The sequence below is a fragment of the Janthinobacterium pasteuri genome, from assembly GCF_051380775.1.
GTDB lineage: Bacteria > Pseudomonadota > Gammaproteobacteria > Burkholderiales > Burkholderiaceae_D > Janthinobacterium.
Genome location: NZ_JBNYXS010000003.1, coordinates 91,111 through 107,881 on the forward strand (window position 1 = coordinate 91,111; position 16,771 = coordinate 107,881).

Genomic DNA, 16,771 nt, shown 5'->3' on the forward strand with positions numbered 1-16,771 from the left:
GCAGGAAGACAAGGCCCAGGCGATGACGATTCGCGACCGGAAGCAGTAGTGAACTCATTAGAATGCTAAGTTGTAATCACCATCCAACTTTTCGATGAAATATGCTTGTTAATACCTCTTTTTATTGCGCTACCTCGATATTGCACTAGGACCTGCTTGTTTCACCACTTTTGGCGAGAACGTTCAGCTCAAAAAAGTTCGCGCTGCTGGACAACAGGTATCTTCGGTGCCGGCTCTCCCCACATCAGGTCGGCCGGATACGGCTGAAGATATGTCCTCGCGCGTTCTGGGTCTTTGCAACCAAGCCACTCGTCGTAATCGCTAGTTGGGACAATGACTAACGAACGCTTCTCCTCTCCAGGGCGATGGAAGCGACTCATGAAGGGATGGTCGTCGGCGTTAATGGTCAGCTGGGTGAACGAAAATGTTCGCTTCCCATCCTCCTCGACCCATTCCCGGTATAGGCCGGCGACGGCAAATGGTTCTCCGGTAGCCATTCCAATTGACCATCGCACATGCGTTGGTTGTTCCCAGTTTGGCTCAAAGAAGCGGACCATTGGAACGAGGCAAAGTTGAGACTTGGCCCAAGCGGACTTGTACGTCCTCAGTTGACCAACTGTCTCCGCACGGGCATTCATCGTCGTGAGGCGCTGGCCGGGTGGCATGTGCCGCTTGGGGATGAACCCATATGTACCAGTTATACCTTTGCGATTACCCGCTTCGTCATGAACGATGATTGGACCAACGTAGTCCTGGTAGAGCTCATCACGCCAATCGTCGCTTTCCTCCATTGACGTGCGGAAGAAGTCGAAGGCCAGTTGCCGTGAGACAGTCACGTAGTTGACGCACATGGCGTTCTCCGGGTTGAATGCTGATGTCTGATTTTATCCGGCATTTTGGAGTATGGGCGTCTATCCTTTTTTCATTGTCAGTATTGAAAATTTGACTTCTGGACATTGTATGCGGAGCCGGATATTCTTTGCATACTATATCTGGCGCAGCGTGTCCGAGGCGCATAAGCGCACTTACCGTCCTGCGTTGCCGCTGGATTTCAATTACTGATGCGGCGGTAGTCGGCCAAAATTGGACGTTTTCAAGGGCGTGACAGGCTGCGCCCCACAAAAGCTCCTGTTTGAAAGAGCCCCACGACCCATTGGGCCTTCTGCAGACACAAAGCATAGGTACAAAACGAAAGGTCGGAGGGAAGTTATGAAGGAAGGCACATCGGGGGATAGTCGGAGGGGCAACGCCGGAGATGTGCTGCGGCAGCTTGTTCGCGAGATGGGAGTTCCGTTTCTCATAGCGGCTGGGTGGACTGTCTACAGTGTTGTGGCTGCGCCTGAGAAGCGGAATGTGGTTGATGCCATCTCAGTTTTTGGCGGCTCCTTTTTTTTGGCCTGTTGGGCGTTCGCGCAGTGGTTCCGGGTTAAGAAGCAACAAGCTGTGGAAAGTGGGCTTGGCGGTATCGTGTTGAAGCAGGAGGCTTTGGTCGCCGCGCTAACGGAGGCCACAGAGCGCTTGGAAGGGCATTCTTCCGGCGGAAAGAGTATCGGATGGCTCATGCTCACGCCCCCTTTGGACGGCGCTATTCGGGACGTTACAGCCCATGTGAATGGGAATTACCCTCTTATCGATGCCAACGCAAGCGTCCTTGACCTGGCTAAAGCCGGTTTGGGATTAGAAGAACTCCAGCGAACTGGCAAAATCCAGGACGTCTTCAAGCACCATGTGACGTTCAACTGCGGTATGCTGCAGCCGAACCTAGCTATTTTGCAACGCTCAGTTGTGCCTTGTGACACCACCCAACCTTTGATTCGCTTTAGAGTGGAATGGTCTGCCCGCAATGGGACATGGACTCAGTACGTCGAACTGAAGCGAAACGGCAATAAGTATGACTTCTATACCGCCGTTCAGCGTGGTGACGATTGGGTTTTTGAGAACCCTCAAAGGGACTCCATCCCCAAACGGCCGGATGGAACGCCGGACGTGTTCTGGCATAGCGGACTTGCGGAAGCGCTGACCGGGCGTGGTACCTGAATCTTATAGGCCAGAAACTTGGGGTTTTCAGGCCTTCTTTACCAGATTGTTGAAACCAGAAGCCTAGTGGTTAGGCATAACTTATCTTTCCAGCGGACCGGCCTCGGCGGCCTCTGAACTTAAACGTTAAACGTCCGATTTCCGCGCGGTCGACAGGCAGCTTTGGGGCACTAGCTGCCGCTCTTCGAAGGTCATCTATGTCCCTGAACTTCGCCATTAAGCCCCTCGATTTCAATGAAAATTCCGCGACTTAGTGTCCAGCTCCCCGAGCATATGGCTCAGGTCCACAAGCCTCTTTGCAACCAGGTGCCGTACGTTGCGCTCAGACTGCCACACACCGTAGACGCCAAGTAGCTTGGCACCCATTAGTTCCCTGCGCTGCTGCTCGACAAGGTTGGGCCAGCAAATGACGTTCACGGTGCCGGACTCATCTTCAATGGTCACGAATACCACGCCCTTGGCAGTCTCCGGCCGCTGGCGAACCGTGACGATGCCGCAGCCGCGAGCCAATCGACCATTGTCGAATTGGTTCAATATCTCCGCGGGGAGAAACTTCATGGCCGCGAGTCGCGGACGCAGGAGTGCAAGCGGGTGGCGTCCCAGTGTCAGTCCCAGGTGTCTGTAGTCGGCCACGATATTTTCGGCTTCAGTCGGCGCGTCCATTTCGACAGGCTCTTCAATCACCGTAGCGGACCGTAGGAGCCCTTTTTCAGGCACGCTGGCAACTGCCTCCCACAGTGCCTGGCGGCGATTGCCTGACAGCGATTCCAGGGCATTGGCGCTCGCCAGTGCGTTAAGGTGGCCTGCATTCAGATTCGCCCGTGATGCTAGGTCGGCCGTGGTTTCGAACTGCTGGATGGCGCGCGCCTCCTCAATGCGCCAGGCCGCCTCTTGCTCTAGGCCTTTGATGTTGTTGAGGCCCAGGCGAACGGCTGGCTGCGAAGCTGATGCAATGGATTCGAGCTGCGCATCCCAGTTGCTAACAGACACATCGACAGGGCGCACCTCCACGCCGTGGCGGCAAGCATCCTGTACGAGGGAGGAACGCGAGTAGAAACCCATCGGCTGACTGTTCAGCAGCGCGGTGAGAAACGCAGCGGGTTCGTGGCATTTGAGCCAGCTTGAGGCATACGCCAGGAGCGCAAAAGAGGCGGCATGAGACTCGGGAAAACCGTACTCGGCGAACCCTCTGATTTGGCCGATGATTGATGTCGCAAACTCGGTGGTGTAGCCCCGTTCCGCCATGCCGTGCATGAGTTTGTCTTCAAACTGCTCGAGACCGCCTTTGCGCTTCCATGCCGCCATCGCTCTGCGTAAGGCGTCAGCTTCACCAGGTGAAAATCCTGCCGCAACCATGGCGATTTGCATGACCTGTTCCTGGAAAATCGGAATGCCCAAGGTGCGTTCAAGGACCGACTCGATTTCGGGACTCGGATACGACACCGGGTCGATACCCTGGCGGCGGCGTAGAAATGGATGAATCATCCCGCCTTGAATTGGACCAGGACGAATGATGGCAACCTCAATGACGAGGTCGTAAAACGTGCGGGGCTGAAGCCGCGGCAGCATCGACATCTGAGCACGCGACTCGATTTGGAATACGCCCACCGTGTCGGCCTGGCAAATCATCTCGTATGTCGCGGGGTCCTCAGCAGGAACGTCGCCGAGCTCGAACCGTGCTCCACGCTGCTCAGACACTAAGTCAAGTGCGCGCCGAATGCACGATAGCATTCCGAGTGCGAGCACGTCGACCTTGAGGAGACCGACGGCATCGATGTCGTCCTTGTCCCACTGGATAATGCTACGTTCCGCCATCGCGGCGTTTTCGATTGGTACCAGCCTGGACAACTTGGTGTGCGAGATGACGAACCCGCCCGGATGCTGTGAGAGGTGACGCGGGAACCGCATCAACCTCTCGGCCAGCGCCGCCCACTTCTCAGCGATGGGTGAGTTTGGGTCAAAGCCGCACGAGACCAGGCGCTCTTGAAGGTCCGATTTCCCCCCCCAACCGTGGGAGGCCTTCGCGACCTTATCGACGACCGAGAGGTCAACGCCCAGGGCCTTTCCGACATCGCGTAGCACGCTACGCGGTCGATACGAAATGACCACGGCGGTAAGGGCGGCACGCATCCGACCGTATTTCTTGTAAATGTACTGAATCACCTCTTCGCGCCGCTGGTGCTCGAAATCGATGTCGATGTCAGGCGGCTCGTTTCTCTCCTTTGAGATGAACCGTTCGAACAATAGCGTGCCGCGCGACGGGTCCACTTCCGTGACACCCAGGCAATAGCATACAGCCGAGTTTGCGGCCGAGCCACGGCCCTGGCAGAGGATATGCTGAGACCTGGCGAACCGCACGATGTCAAAGACAGTTAGAAAATACGATTCGTACTGGAGTTCGGCGATGATGGCCAGTTCGCGTTCCAGTAGCGCCTGGACGTTCTCTGGGATACCTGCCGGAAAGCGCCAGTGCGCGCCAATGTATGCCTCCTTGCGAAGGTACGACGTCGCCGTTTCGCCTTCAGGAACCAATTCTTGCGGATACTCGTATCGCAGCTCATCGAGCGAAAACTGACAAAGCTGCGCGACCCGGACCGATTCGTTGAGCGCTTCCCGCGAATAGAGGTTACCCAGGCGTACACGGGAGCGAAGATGCTGCTCAGCGTTTGGCGCCAGCCGATATCCGCATTGTGCGACCGGAATGCCGTGACGTATGGCGGTCATCGTGTCTTGAAGTGGTTTGTACGACCGCACGTGCATGCAGACATCGCCGGTCGCGACGATGGGCATCCCGAATTCCTCAGATATACCGGACACCAGTGCTCGATGCTTGTCGTCCTGGGCGCGGTGGTGCAAGGTGAGCGCGATGCGCGCGCGGCCAGGTACACATTGAATCAGCCACGCCGCTTGGCGTTCCACCTCGTCGTAGCTGGCGTTGTATTTTGGCGCGAGAATGAACTGGCAATCTGGCAGGCTCCGCAGATGCACCAAGTCACCAACCGGCGAGGCGATATCGCGGGGCAGGACTAGGTAGGAACCTTTTTCAGTACGGGTCCGCGCGACGGTAATGAGCTCGCTGAGGTTCCCGTAGCCATTTCTATTCGTCGCCAGGATAATGAGAGCGAATGGAGAACTTCCATCCTCGGGAGTCACCGTCATTTGGCTGCCGATGACCAGATGGATTCCGAGTTCCTTGGCGGCGATGTGGGCCTTGACGACGCCGGCCAACGTGCATTCATCCGTAATCGCGATGGAGGCGTACCCAAGCGTTGCGGCGCGCGCTACCAGTTGTTCCGGCGCCGACGCGCCCCGCAGGAACGTGTAGTGGCTAAATACCTGAAGCTCCGCGTAGTCCGGGAGCGCCGGTGCAAGCGGCGGGAGGGGAGATGCATTCATGGCTTATGCATAAAGGCCGTGCAGAAACCAGCGCGCTTCCTGCGTGCGCTCGAGATAGACCCAGTAGCAGGATGCGTCGGTACCCTGCGCAATGAAATAGTCGCGTGCCGCCGTTTGGTCATTCCACCATCCGGCCTCGAGGCGCTCCGGGCCTTGAATAATTTTCAACGGGCTGCCGTAGAACGGCCGCTCGCCACGCATTAATAGGGGAATGGGTTTTGGCAGGAGCCAAAACGGGCGACCTTCCAGCACCTCATCGCCGTCCAGTTTGAGATATTTTTCCGTGAGCGGCACCCATTCGTTGCAGACCTCGGGACGGTAGTCCTGCATTGCGGCTGGCGTCAGCACGTTCTCAGCTCCCAGGCGCGCAGTAAGCAGCTCCAGGAGCCGGTGGAAGTCCTGTGGCGACCCACCGGGCTCTGGGAACAAGGACTCGTTCGACGGAAGCATCGGTTCGACCTTTTTGGCGTCGAGCCGCAATGCAATGACGGGTGCGATGAGCTCAACCTTGCCGAGGCGCTCCTTGAGTAAGCGCACCAAGTGGGCCTCGTGCCAGGCTGGCTCCGCAAGCGCGATTTCTAATTCAGTCGGAGGCATCGCCGCACGCCCGCGCTCATGCTCCAAAACAATGGTGAAAACACGGACCGCCTGTTGGAGTGACGTCAGCCAACCCACGAGTTGGAGGATAAGTCGCGTGGCGCCGTGCAGCAACGCGTCGGCATGTTCAATACGGTCGAACGTCTCAACCCGTTCGGAGAACGTTAGCGGAACCTTAATCCACTCGAACATCTCCGGCGCCTGGCCATAGGCGCGGTCGAGGTCCGCAAGCAGGTCCTTGCTAGTGCGTCGAAGTAGACCTGTGCGTGGCAGACGTTGCAATGCGCCGAGGTTCTTGGCTCCGATGCCGGCCAGCCATTCGTCGTATGCCGCGGCGGCGGGTAGCAATCCGCACGGCAGTCTGTCAAGCATGCGTTCCAGCGATTTCATAGTCAGCGCGCGCCGGCGGAACACGGTACCTTTGCGACGAAAACTCCTGGCAAGCAGCCACGCTCCTTGCGCGGTAGGCGCGGCCCCAAGGCGCGCGGTGAAACCCAGCGCAGCAATACTGCGGGCTATGGCCCCGCAGATGGCATGTGGCCCTTTGAATAATCGCAGGCTGGCGCTCACATCCATCAGGATAGAGAAGTCGTCTTGAAGCGTCACCTCGGGGGTGTACTGCAACAGAGCCATAGCGACGGCGTCCAGCGCCAAGGCCTCCTTCTCAAGACTGCGCTCAAGTATCACCGTACCAGGTGCGATGGCCGACACGCCCCCAATGCGCATCCCCAAACGCACGCCGCTATGCGCGGCACCGGGAGATATTGCCGAGACTTGCTCCTGATGCATTACTGCATACGGACCTGGCTCAGACCAGGATGGCCGCAGCGTTTCTAATGGCAGTAGTGGAAGGTACACGCTTAACAGTAATTTCATGGTCTACATCCAGATGCTGACGACCAGCGGGCATGTCCGCAAGCGGTATAAAAAAGGGGTTGTCACAATGAGGCCCCCGACGTTTGATAATGTCGACCGACACACCGCCTAGAGCCGGCCGAAGCCCGATTCGAAGCGGTGATGGCGACGAGTCGACACTGCTGGAAAGCGGCCGTATCAGCCATAGCCAGGTATCAGTACTTTGGGCTGCCAGATTCAACCGCCTCAAGGATTCTGAGCGGACATTCGACTGCCAAAGCACGACGGCCCCGCACGAGCCGTTTTTCAAGATTTGTTCCGCAGACCAAAGCGCATCGGCCGAACTGCTCGGCCGAAGCCAAAGCAAGTTGCGGTCAACAAGCCCCCAGGATTTGCACGTCATAGCGTGCGGTAGATATGGCGGCTGAATCAATGCGATGCGTTGCGTCGCTGCCAACTTTGCGAGAGTGGGTTTGAGCAACTGCATCTCGCCGATACCCGCCTGTTGAAGCAGTACCTCCACCAAAGCTGACCTAGGCCATCCACCGTTTGGCAGTTCCGCGTCCAAAGCCGCGTGGCCGGTCGTGCAGGTCGTCGACCGGGACAGCGCAAGTTCGCTCGCACGCCATACATCCTGCAGGGGCAGTTGCAGAAGCGCGCGAGTTGACTCGCTTTGGATGAGGGGTGGGCACAGCATTGAATTTGGTCACGTGGTTAGGGTTTGAAGATTTATTGCGAAAAAGACTGTATATGCATACAGTATAATTCATGAGATGAAAAAATACATCCTTGATTTAAGTGCCAAAAAAATATTATTATTTAGACGAAATTGTTTTGTGATGATGAAATGTCGTTTTCCAGCGCGGATTGGCTCGTTGGAATCGGCCGCCTAGTCGGGCTTAGAGCAACTGAAAGGGAATACTGAACTCCCATGGCTTTGTGCCGCGCCGGCATCGCACATTCAAGAAGTTGACGCCGGAAGAACAAGCGAAATTTGCCAGGAACGTCGAAAAACTATAGATGACGACGTCGTCGAGGATGCTGAAGGCGCTATTCCCGAATTTCGAAGCGTACAACAGGCGTCGCTGTTTTAGCCAGCCAAGCCGATGGTAACCAACCGTCTCCAAAAAGCTCCCCGTCACTCGTGTTGTTCATCGTGTTGACGACCGATGCGACAACTGGGCTAAGCATGCGCACAACTTCTGAGATGCGGACTCCAGCACCAACCCGGCCTCAGGCATATGAAACTGGCACTGGTCCGACTTTATGGACCCGGATTGACAGGTATGCTAGCCCAACGTGGCGTTGGGTAAGTAAAGTTGTCTACCGATAACCCTACGTTGATGTTATGGTAATGGCTTTATTGCCTTTTAGACTAATTCCTGTGGCCCGAAGAGTAAGTCTTATTGAACGGCAGTTAGTCCATCAAATTGGCAAAGGCCATAACCTTAATTTGTACAAGGGAATTGTGAATGTGGCATGACAACGAAACTAGTGTTGACTACGTAAACTTTCGAATCGTCGCCAAGGCCTGCGCGGAGCTCATCCGCAACGCTGGTGATGAGCCTGTCTCAATCGGTATCTCTGGCGGATGGGGGGTCGGAAAATCGTCATTGGTCCGCATGATTGAAACGGAGTTCGAAGCTGACCGAGCAAAGTACGTTGTCGTGACCTTTAACCCGTGGCTCTACCAGGGTTTTGAGGACGCCAAGACGGCCCTACTCCAGATTGTAGGGGACGCCGTGCTGAAGCAGGCAAAGTCTTCTGAGACGTTACAAAAGAAAGCTGAAGGGTTCCTCAAACGCATCAACCTGCTGCGACTTGCTCAGCTCGGTGGCGAAGTGGCAGCGACCTTAATAACTGGGGTCCCAGTTGGCTTGATAGGTAAATCCATATCTGCCCTCGTCGATGCTGTCGGAAACGAGTCCGTCGCTGAAGGACTCTCAGCAGGGAAGGAACTTCCAGCATCAGCAAAAGGTTTACTTAACGACGCCAAGCCTGTGTCCCTGCCTCACGAAATTCAAGCGCTGCGGACGTCGCTCGAAGAACTGCTCAAAGAACTGGACATCACGCTCATCGTCTTTGTCGACGACTTGGACCGCTGCCTACCTACGACGACCATCGCGACGCTTGAGGCAATCCGTTTGCTGCTATTCCTCCGCCGCAGCGCCTTCGTTCTCGCCGCTGACGACACATTCGTACGCGGAGCCGTCCGTGTCCACTTTGCCGGCACCGGAATTAGCGATGACATGGCAACAAGTTACTTTGATAAGCTCATCCAAATTCCACTACGGGTGCCTCGCCTCGGTGCCAACGAGACGAAGGCGTACATCGCACTGCTGTTTCTGGAACGTGCGCGTCGTGAAGGGAAACTGCCCGTCGACGCTTTCAACCAAGCAAAGCAACTCGTTGAAGAACGGTTACGCGAAACATGGAAAAATAAAAATGTTGACCTAGTCTTTCTTGAAAGCCTCGCCCCGAGCGGCAACGCTGAGCTAACCGCCCTGATGGGCCTGTCTGAACGTCTTGCGCCGTTGTTACTGAGTTCAGGTGCTGTGCAGTCAAATCCCCGCCTCATCAAGCGGTTCCTCAACACTATCTTCTTACGTAAAGCACTCGCAACGCCGCAGGGCATCGACGTCGACGTCTCTGTGTTAGCCAAATGGCACCTGCTTGAGCGATGCGAGGGTGAGCTGGCCGACGCTATCGGCGAAATGGTATCGTCCGTAAACGATGGCCAAGTTGCGCTTTTGAAAAAAGCTGAAGACGAAGCCAAGAATGCAGAAAGCCGTCTGCCGCCGCCATTCGGAGACAAAGCATTTGTCAGAGAGTGGCTACAACTTGCACCACCCTTGGGTGATTACGACTTGCGCGGGCTACTCCATCTCAGCCGCGACAGCACCGTACGGGATTACGGGAGCGACGACCTTAGTGCGGAAGGCAAACTACTTCGAGACAGCCTCGTCGCAGCTCGCGCCCAGAGCGAAGCCTTGGACGACAAAATCCGTACTGCTGGAGAGCGGCAAGCGGCGCTGGCGATGTCCCGAGCGTGGGAACAGAAGCGACCAAGCCGTAAATGGCAGAAGGCCGAGGAGCTGTTCATCCTTACCGAAGTATGTCGCATCTTCCCTTCCGCCGGCCCTCGCGCAGCCGCGCTCTTAGCGGAAGCACCGACTGCACAGCTGACGCCAGGCTTGGTGTTTCACCTTAAATCGTCCAGTTGGGCTACTGAGTCTCTAAGTAAATGGTTAGCGGACTCGAATACCCCACCGAACATTAAGAAGGTCATCCAACAGGAGCAGAACTAATGGGTACATCTACCTCCAGTGCGGGGGCTGGCGCCGGCAGTCCGTTTGACCCACCTTGGCTTGACGGGGCAGGAGAGGGAGTCGATGATAGTCACTCTGACACCGAGCTTCCACCATCAGGGGATGGGGATGAAGTCGGCGGCGCCGGCAGTGAAGACGGTGCCGACAGTGATTCGGCAGACTCCTCCACGGATGACGCCGCTGCGCCGCGTGCTGCCGACTCGGACTCTGGTATCGATACGGCTCCTAGCGGCAGGTACAAGGAAGCACGAACGCACATGGGTCGGTTTATGCGTTCTGGCGACGGCCGCGACGCCGCGCGCGCTATGGGAAGCTTTGTAAGAAAAGGTCTTGGCGGCCCCGCGAAAGCGGTAAGTCGGATGCGAATGAGTTCGCGAGCTGCAGCTGCACTGGGGGGCTTCTTCACTCAAGTACGCGAAGGAACCGACCCTACAATCAATGATTGGGTCAATTCTGCTCGTGCTCGCGGACTATCGGCCCAAGACGCAGCACTCGAGGTTATCAACCAGATTATTCCAGCAGGCGGGAGCGTTGACGAAGAATCGGCCAAGCATGCAATGAATCAGGCGATTATCCATCTTTATGAAGTCGACCCAACTACCGATATCTTTGCCCTCACAAATGAGCAAATTTCAGCACTAATGGGGTACACCCTCGCCTTTGACGTGTATAACCGAGTACAACTGGAACTAGGACGGGTTTTTGAGAAACTCAAATTCTCAGCAGAGGTTGTGCAAGACCGGCTCGCCCAAGTCCAAGACTACATCCTCGTCGTCGTAAGAGATGCAATGAAAAAGGTGCGCACCTCTCGCAAGCCGCGCTCTGTCCGTGATATCTCGGCCTCAGCCCTCCGTAACGCTCTTGATATCTTCGGTGCTCAATGAAAGTCCTCTGCTCCTCGCTTACAACGTTGCCAGTCTCAATTCCCGAAGGCGTCAAGGCGTTCACTTTTTTCGAACGCAGTAAGGACCCCAATGTTGGCGGTATCGGTAACGGATGGATACGTCAACTAGAGGCTGCAGGCTTCGCGCCTTCCGTCTCAACTTGGGACTTTGTGTTGTTTGCGTTTGCCATTTGTGCAGCTGACTTTGCCGTCATACGCAAGGACTCGGCCGATGGCTGGACGCGTCAAATAGAACTGAAAATAACGCTTAACGACCCCACAGCCTGGAACCACGGGGCTGCGCGTCTTGAGGAGATGTTGAAGACCTTAACCGGCGATTATTGGACGCTCAGCTTTACTAACGGTGGCCCACCTCCCCCAGCAGGCAAGCGCGTACTTTGTGACCGCGACTGTGTTGCTCTTCTATCTGGCGGCTTGGACAGCCTGGTAGGTGGCATCGACGCGAAAACTCAGGGAAAGAGCCCTATCTTCGTCTCCCAGCTCGCTCATGAGGATTCAGAGCGACAACGGAAATACGCGGCTATGCTAGGAGGTGGCACTTGGCATCAGCAGTGGAGCCATAAGATTGACTTCAAAGGACGTCATGAGCCATCGACCCGCGGCCGGTCAATGGCGTTTTATGGCTTAGCCGTACTTTCGGCTTCCTTGCTTACGGTCAAAAAGCCAGAAATTATCGTCCCGGAAAACGGATTCATCAGCGTCAATCCACCGTTGCTACCGGGAAGAATGGCGAGCTTGAGCACCAGAACAACACATCCACTGTTCATGCAGCAACTGCAGGAAGTGCTTCCATTAATTGGAGTGGATGTGCGCCTGGTCATGCCCTATCAGTTCAAGACGAAAGGCGAAATGCTGGCAGAATGCGCAGACCAAAAAATTTTGAAGCAGTATGCATCTGACACCACCAGTTGTGGGCGCTTCAGGACTTACAACCGTACTCACTGCGGCCGCTGCGTCCCTTGCATGGTCAGGAAAGCTGCGTTTCTACGATGGGACCCTGCGTCTGATAAAACGACGTATCGCTTCACCAACGTAGCAAGTGCCGGCAAATCGAGCGCTGATGACCCAATGGCCGTCGCAGTAGCGATTCTCGCCGCACGGCGCGGCGGACTGGACAAGCTACTTGGCGCAACTCTGTCGTTCGCATCCTCAACTGAGCGTCCTAACTATCGGCGAATGCTTGAAAGTGGATTGGGTGAGCTGGCCACGCTTCTCACAAGAGACGGCTTGCTATGATGGACTTCCATTGCCACTTGGACTTATATCCAGACGCCCGAAGTGTGTACGCAAAGGCTCAGCAACAGATGGATTTTGTCTGGCTGGTTACAACGAGTCCTCGTGCTTACGTGGCAACGTCAAAGGTCCTGCCCCAGACAAAATCAATTACTGTATCCCCCGGCCTACACCCTGAGGTAGCGGACCAGAAGGCTGCTGAGCTTGAACTGTTGCTTGTCCAAATAGCCGACTCACCGGCAGTAGGTGAAGTTGGCCTCGACGGCTCTGCCAGATACCGACACAGCTTCGACCTGCAAAAGCGAATCTTTACTGCAATTATAGAGCGCTCGGCGTCGCTCGGCGGTCGAGTACTTAGTATTCATTCGCGAGCTGCCGCAAAAGAGGTTCTTGACACTCTTGAGCAATTCCCTGGGTTTGGTACGGCTGTGCTGCACTGGTTTACCGACTCGGTAACGCTACTTCGCCGGGCAGACATTCTAGGTTGCTGGTTTAGCGTTGGACCTGCAATGCTCAATACTGCGAACGGTCGTAAAATTGCAGCCGCCATTCCTAGAGACCGTATCGTGGCAGAGAGTGACGGTCCGTTCGCGAAGACCGACGGAAAGACGGTTATGCCTTGGGAAGCATCTAATATCTCGAGCGCGATGGCAGGCATTTGGGGAATGCAGACCTCGACTGCCAGTGATATCCTCATTAATAATGGCCGAGAGTTGCTTTCGCAAATCCAAAAGCAACAACGTTAAACTAGCGCGAACGTAAGCAATGGATGTACAAAACTGGCTGGCCGGAAGCCTTCCGTTAGCCATTCGAGGCCTATCCTTGGCCAGGTAGCCCGCGCCATTGCGCAGGACACCTAGACCAGCGGAACCGGGTCAAGCCGGCTTATCGAAAATCTGGCGAAGGTAAGCAACGAACGTCGGGTCGCTGCAACTAGTCTTCTCCGGATTGTCAGATATTTTGCAGACTGGCTGACCATTGCAACCCACTAGCTTCATCACAATACTGAGAGCAGGAACTCCCATATCGTTTGTCAGGTTCGTTCCAATACCAAAGCCCGTCATCGTCCTGTCGACAAAGTGGTCGTATAGTTCGAATGCCCTGTCTACGTCCAGACCGTCGGAGAACACAAGTCGTTTTGTGTTTGCGTCGATTTTCAGCTTCGCATAGTGCGCTAGAGCCTTCTCACCCCAGGCCACAGGGTCACCACTGTCGTGACGAAGAGAGTCAAACAGTTTCGCAAAATATAGGTCGAAGTCGCTCAAAAACGCATCCATACCAATCATGTCCGTCAAAGCCGTGCCAAGGTCACCGCGGTACTCGTCAACCCAAGCCTGAAGCGCGGCCCTTTGGAAGTTGCGAAGCCTAACAGTCTCCTGCGCCTGGAACAGACCGAACCATTCGTGCGCATGCGTCCCAATCGGGACTAGATTGTATTTGCGTGCAAGGTGAACGTTGGAAGTCCCCTTGAAATGTTCGGGTAGCTCGTGTGCAAGCGTCGCTACAACCACGTCTTGCATTTTGGCAGAGAACCTACGACGCAAACCAAAATCAAAGAACTCGAATGGGTGCGGGCGATTAGTCGCTAGTTCCTTCACGCGCTTCTTGATGAGGTCAACCTTGCGAAGCAGGCGTGTTACGCCCTCCTCCATCAACTGCGCGTTGTCGAACCTGCGGAAGTAAATCTCATTAACTATTTGCAGAACGAATATCTCGAAGGGCATCGTGTGCACCATCGGGCCAACAACGTGTACCCGAAGATGCTCGCCTTCCGTACTAACAGTAATAAACTTGCGCTGTAAATGGAATAGAGAAAGGAAGTCAACGAAGTCAGGCTTGATGAAGCGGAGACCGCGCAAGTAGTCCAACTCATCCTCACCAAAGCGAAGCGTACAGAGGTGGTCCAATTGGAAGTTAAGCTCATCGGCAAGCTCCGACAGCGGGTACTGAGGCTTGTTACGACAGGTGAACTCATACTCCGCATGCGCAGCAGGATGGCTGTGCAATAGCGCCTGCCACATCGTAAACTTGTAAAGGTCGTTCTCAAGTAAAGACGAAACAACAGGAACAAAGGTAGGACTGTTCATGAACAAAACTTTCTTTTAGGTGTGGTTAGTGCAAATGAACAGTCGTCTCGACAGCACGCATAACAGTGCGCATACCCCTTGGCACTTCAACGTTTTTCGCCCGTAACTGCGTTTTTGGTGAACAGTTCCATCTTTGATAAAGCAGCTCATGTGCCATGGTGCCGATCGGCACGATGCCCAACTTTTTTGCCAGATACACATTCGACGTGCCCTTGAAGTATTCGGGCACTTCATGCGCCAGACGCTGCACCACCTCGTCGTGCCAGGCACCGGAAAAACGCCGGCGCACGCCGAAATCGGAAAACTCGAACGGATGCTTGCGCCGTGGCAGCTTGCCAAATTCCTTGACGGCCGCCACTTTCAAGCCCAGGCGATGGCGCCCTTCGCGCATGGCCGCATCGAGGTCGAAGCGGCGGAAATACAGTTCGTTGATGACGTACAACACGAAAATCTCGAAGCCCATCACGTGTACTTGCGGCCCGGCCGCATGCACGAGCAAGGTGTCGCCATCCGTGCTGACGTCGATGAACTTGCGCTGGAAGCGGAACACCGTCAGAAAGTCGACGAAATCGCTCTTCATGAAGCGCAGGGTGCGCAAATAGGCCAGTTCGTCGTCGGCAAACGACATCGAGCACAGGTGGTCGAGCTGTTCTTCCAGCTCGACCTTCAGTTCGGCCAAGGGAAAGGCGGTGGCGTTGCGGCAGACAAATTCGTATTCGGTATGGGTGTTCGGATGACCGTGCAGCAATGCTTGCCACATTGTAAATTTATACAGATCGGTTTCCAGCAAACTGCGCACTATCGGGGTCATGTGTGTTTTCTCCAACTTCCTGAAGCCAGAATAGTACGCCACCACAAGCATTTCAGCAGGGAACGTTCGACAGTGGCTCAGGCCAACGCGTTGGACAGCAACTCGGGCAAGACCTCGGCGGACGTCGCCAGGCGTGCGCCGCGTGCATGCATCGCGGCAAGGAAGTCGCGCTGCTGCGCTGCAAAGCCAGTGACGGGGCTCATGCAGTCCGTCAGCAAGACAAGGCGCGACAGCGCCGGCTTGCCTTGCTGCGCTTCCAGATAATCGGCGATGTGCTCGGTGCTGGCTTTCACGCAGTGGCTGCCCGCTTCGCCCGTGACATAGATCTGCTGCGCCGGCAGCAGGGTGGCGAGGAAATCCAGGTTGAGCTGGGTGGCCGCATCCTGGGCATCGGGCACTTCCGCCATGACGGCCGAGTAATGCTCGGTCCAGGGGTTGGAACCCTTGCTCAGCTTGGCGACCACTTGCAGGTTGTCCACTTCCCAGCCGTTGTAGGCGGCGCGCACGGCAGCATGGATATTCTGGCCCCAGCTGCCGATCTCGCAATGCACGGGCCACACCATCAATTGATAGCGCCCCGCTTGCTGCAAGGCATCGAGATAAGCCAGCGCGCGTGGCAAGGCGCCGCTGGCGGCGGGCAGGAACAATCGGTCGCGCACCTGCTGTGCGCTGATCTGCGTAAACGGCGCGACAGCATCGCCATCGCCCGTGCGCCAGAAGGCGGGGTGCGCGATGTCGTAGCGGTGGTGGGCGTCGAGGGTCACGCTGATCTGCGTCAAACCGCCGCCCCCTTCACGGATCAGCTGCGCCACGCGCAGCATGTCCTGGTGGGCGCCGGGCACGGCCAGCGCGGGTGCGGCATCTGGCGGCAGCCAGGTAGCGGGCAAGTCGCAAAAATCGTTTTGCGGGTCGATGACGAGCAGGTGCAGCTGGCGTTTCATGGCGATCCTCGTGCGTAGCGGGTATTGCATGATAATGGCAACATCGCCATCACGCCAATCCTGGAGCCGCCATGAACCTTCAAAAGCACAACAACGTACGTCCGAACAAATTACTCAACAGCAAATGGACGGCCGTCACGCCAGCCAACAAGGAAAAACACTTCCTCGTTATCAAGCTATGCGCAACGGACACGCCCGATGAGCCCGTCACGCACGTAGAGCTGGAAGCCGTGCATTCCGGCCGCGTGCAAATCCTGCCCTGGCGCGCGCTGCAGGATGCGGCGCAATGGCATCAGGGGTGGAAGACATAGCGCCGCTGGCGCCGCTCCACCAGCTTGACGGCCACCTCGCCCGCTTCCGTCATGGCGTCCGCTTCCGTTGTAAACTGGTGGTCGGCCGACACCCGGCGCTTGCGCACCAGATTCACCCGGTGCATCGGGTTGGACGAGGGGGCATAGATGGCGACGTACGCGCCCCATAGCTTGCAGCCCCGCAAGCGCTCTGCCGTGTAATTCACCTCATAAAAATCAACATACTTTATCGGCACGATGTGCGCTCCAAAAATAACATGGCCGGACAGC

General features: G+C 56.1%; 13 protein-coding genes and 1 pseudogene. 6 read left to right on the forward strand and 8 right to left on the reverse strand.

The genetic code is table 11. From position 1 onward, the window contains the following. Positions 1-188: 188 nt before the first annotated feature. Positions 189-851, reverse strand: coding sequence for an SOS response-associated peptidase family protein (locus ACQ4WN_RS04695; protein WP_436550477.1), 663 nt, complete (start codon positions 849-851; stop codon positions 189-191). A 358-nt stretch (positions 852-1,209) separates the two neighbouring features. Here ACQ4WN_RS04695 and ACQ4WN_RS04700 point away from each other — a divergent pair, with 358 nt between their 5' ends. Further along, positions 1,210-2,037 (forward strand): hypothetical protein, encoded by an 828-nt coding sequence (locus tag ACQ4WN_RS04700; protein ID WP_436550478.1) that lies wholly within the window; start codon positions 1,210-1,212, stop codon positions 2,035-2,037. Between the two features lie 231 nt (positions 2,038-2,268). Here ACQ4WN_RS04700 and ACQ4WN_RS04705 read toward each other — a convergent pair whose 3' ends face one another. Genes ACQ4WN_RS04705 through imuA form a run of 3 tightly spaced genes read right to left on the reverse strand, consistent with a single transcriptional unit; the run spans position 2,269 to position 7,582 of the window. After that, positions 2,269-5,433 (reverse strand): error-prone DNA polymerase, encoded by a 3,165-nt coding sequence (locus ACQ4WN_RS04705; protein WP_436550479.1) that lies wholly within the window; start codon positions 5,431-5,433, stop codon positions 2,269-2,271. Positions 5,434-5,436: 3 nt separating this feature from the next. Next, positions 5,437-6,906, reverse strand: a complete 1,470-nt coding sequence (locus ACQ4WN_RS04710) for a Y-family DNA polymerase (protein WP_436550480.1) — start codon at positions 6,904-6,906, stop codon at positions 5,437-5,439. Then, on the reverse strand, positions 6,839-7,582 hold the full coding sequence (gene imuA / locus ACQ4WN_RS04715) for a translesion DNA synthesis-associated protein ImuA (RefSeq protein WP_436550481.1): 744 nt from the start codon (positions 7,580-7,582) through the stop codon (positions 6,839-6,841). Before imuA ends, ACQ4WN_RS04710 begins: the two co-directional genes overlap by 68 nt. 775 nt (positions 7,583-8,357) lie before the next feature. Here imuA and ACQ4WN_RS04720 point away from each other — a divergent pair. From ACQ4WN_RS04720 to qatD, 4 genes are read left to right on the forward strand one after another with little or no spacing between them, the layout of a single operon-like run. Then, complete coding sequence (locus ACQ4WN_RS04720) at positions 8,358-10,193, forward strand: KAP family P-loop NTPase fold protein (RefSeq protein ID WP_436550482.1); 1,836 nt, start codon at positions 8,358-8,360, stop codon at positions 10,191-10,193. Then, positions 10,193-11,098 carry a Qat anti-phage system associated protein QatB gene (qatB, locus tag ACQ4WN_RS04725; RefSeq protein ID WP_436550483.1) on the forward strand — a complete coding sequence of 302 codons (906 nt, stop codon included), beginning with the start codon at positions 10,193-10,195 and terminating at the stop codon, positions 11,096-11,098. The genes ACQ4WN_RS04720 and qatB overlap by 1 nt, the downstream gene beginning before the upstream one ends. Then, positions 11,095-12,354 carry a Qat anti-phage system QueC-like protein QatC gene (gene qatC, locus ACQ4WN_RS04730; protein ID WP_436550484.1) on the forward strand — a complete coding sequence of 420 codons (1,260 nt, stop codon included), beginning with the start codon at positions 11,095-11,097 and terminating at the stop codon, positions 12,352-12,354. The genes qatB and qatC overlap by 4 nt, the downstream gene beginning before the upstream one ends. Then, positions 12,354-13,097, forward strand: coding sequence for a Qat anti-phage system TatD family nuclease QatD (qatD, locus tag ACQ4WN_RS04735; protein WP_436550642.1), 744 nt, complete (start codon positions 12,354-12,356; stop codon positions 13,095-13,097). Before qatC ends, qatD begins: the two co-directional genes overlap by 1 nt. A gap of 129 nt (positions 13,098-13,226) precedes the next feature. Here qatD and pncB read toward each other — a convergent pair whose 3' ends face one another. The 3 genes and pseudogenes from pncB to ACQ4WN_RS04750 form a co-directional block, all read right to left on the reverse strand. Then, the gene (gene pncB / locus ACQ4WN_RS04740; RefSeq protein WP_436498797.1) at positions 13,227-14,438 is read right to left on the reverse strand and encodes a nicotinate phosphoribosyltransferase; all 1,212 of its coding nucleotides are present in this window, start codon (positions 14,436-14,438) and stop codon (positions 13,227-13,229) included. Positions 14,439-14,577: 139 nt separating this feature from the next. Continuing rightward, positions 14,578-15,249, reverse strand: a pseudogene (locus ACQ4WN_RS04745) (beta/alpha barrel domain-containing protein); the annotation flags it as partial. Between the two features lie 77 nt (positions 15,250-15,326). Then, the gene (locus ACQ4WN_RS04750) at positions 15,327-16,190 is read right to left on the reverse strand and encodes a cysteine hydrolase family protein (RefSeq protein ID WP_436550485.1); all 864 of its coding nucleotides are present in this window, start codon (positions 16,188-16,190) and stop codon (positions 15,327-15,329) included. A 71-nt stretch (positions 16,191-16,261) separates the two neighbouring features. Between ACQ4WN_RS04750 and ACQ4WN_RS04755 the strand changes: the two genes are divergently transcribed. Beyond that, positions 16,262-16,501: a TIGR02450 family Trp-rich protein gene (locus ACQ4WN_RS04755; RefSeq protein WP_436550486.1), complete on the forward strand. Its 240-nt coding sequence runs from the start codon at positions 16,262-16,264 to the stop codon at positions 16,499-16,501. Here ACQ4WN_RS04755 and ACQ4WN_RS04760 read toward each other — a convergent pair. Beyond that, positions 16,483-16,737 carry a hypothetical protein gene (locus tag ACQ4WN_RS04760; protein WP_143452650.1) on the reverse strand — a complete coding sequence of 85 codons (255 nt, stop codon included), beginning with the start codon at positions 16,735-16,737 and terminating at the stop codon, positions 16,483-16,485. The two genes, ACQ4WN_RS04755 and ACQ4WN_RS04760, sit on opposite strands and share 19 nt — an antisense overlap. Between the last annotated feature and the right edge of the window lie 34 nt (positions 16,738-16,771).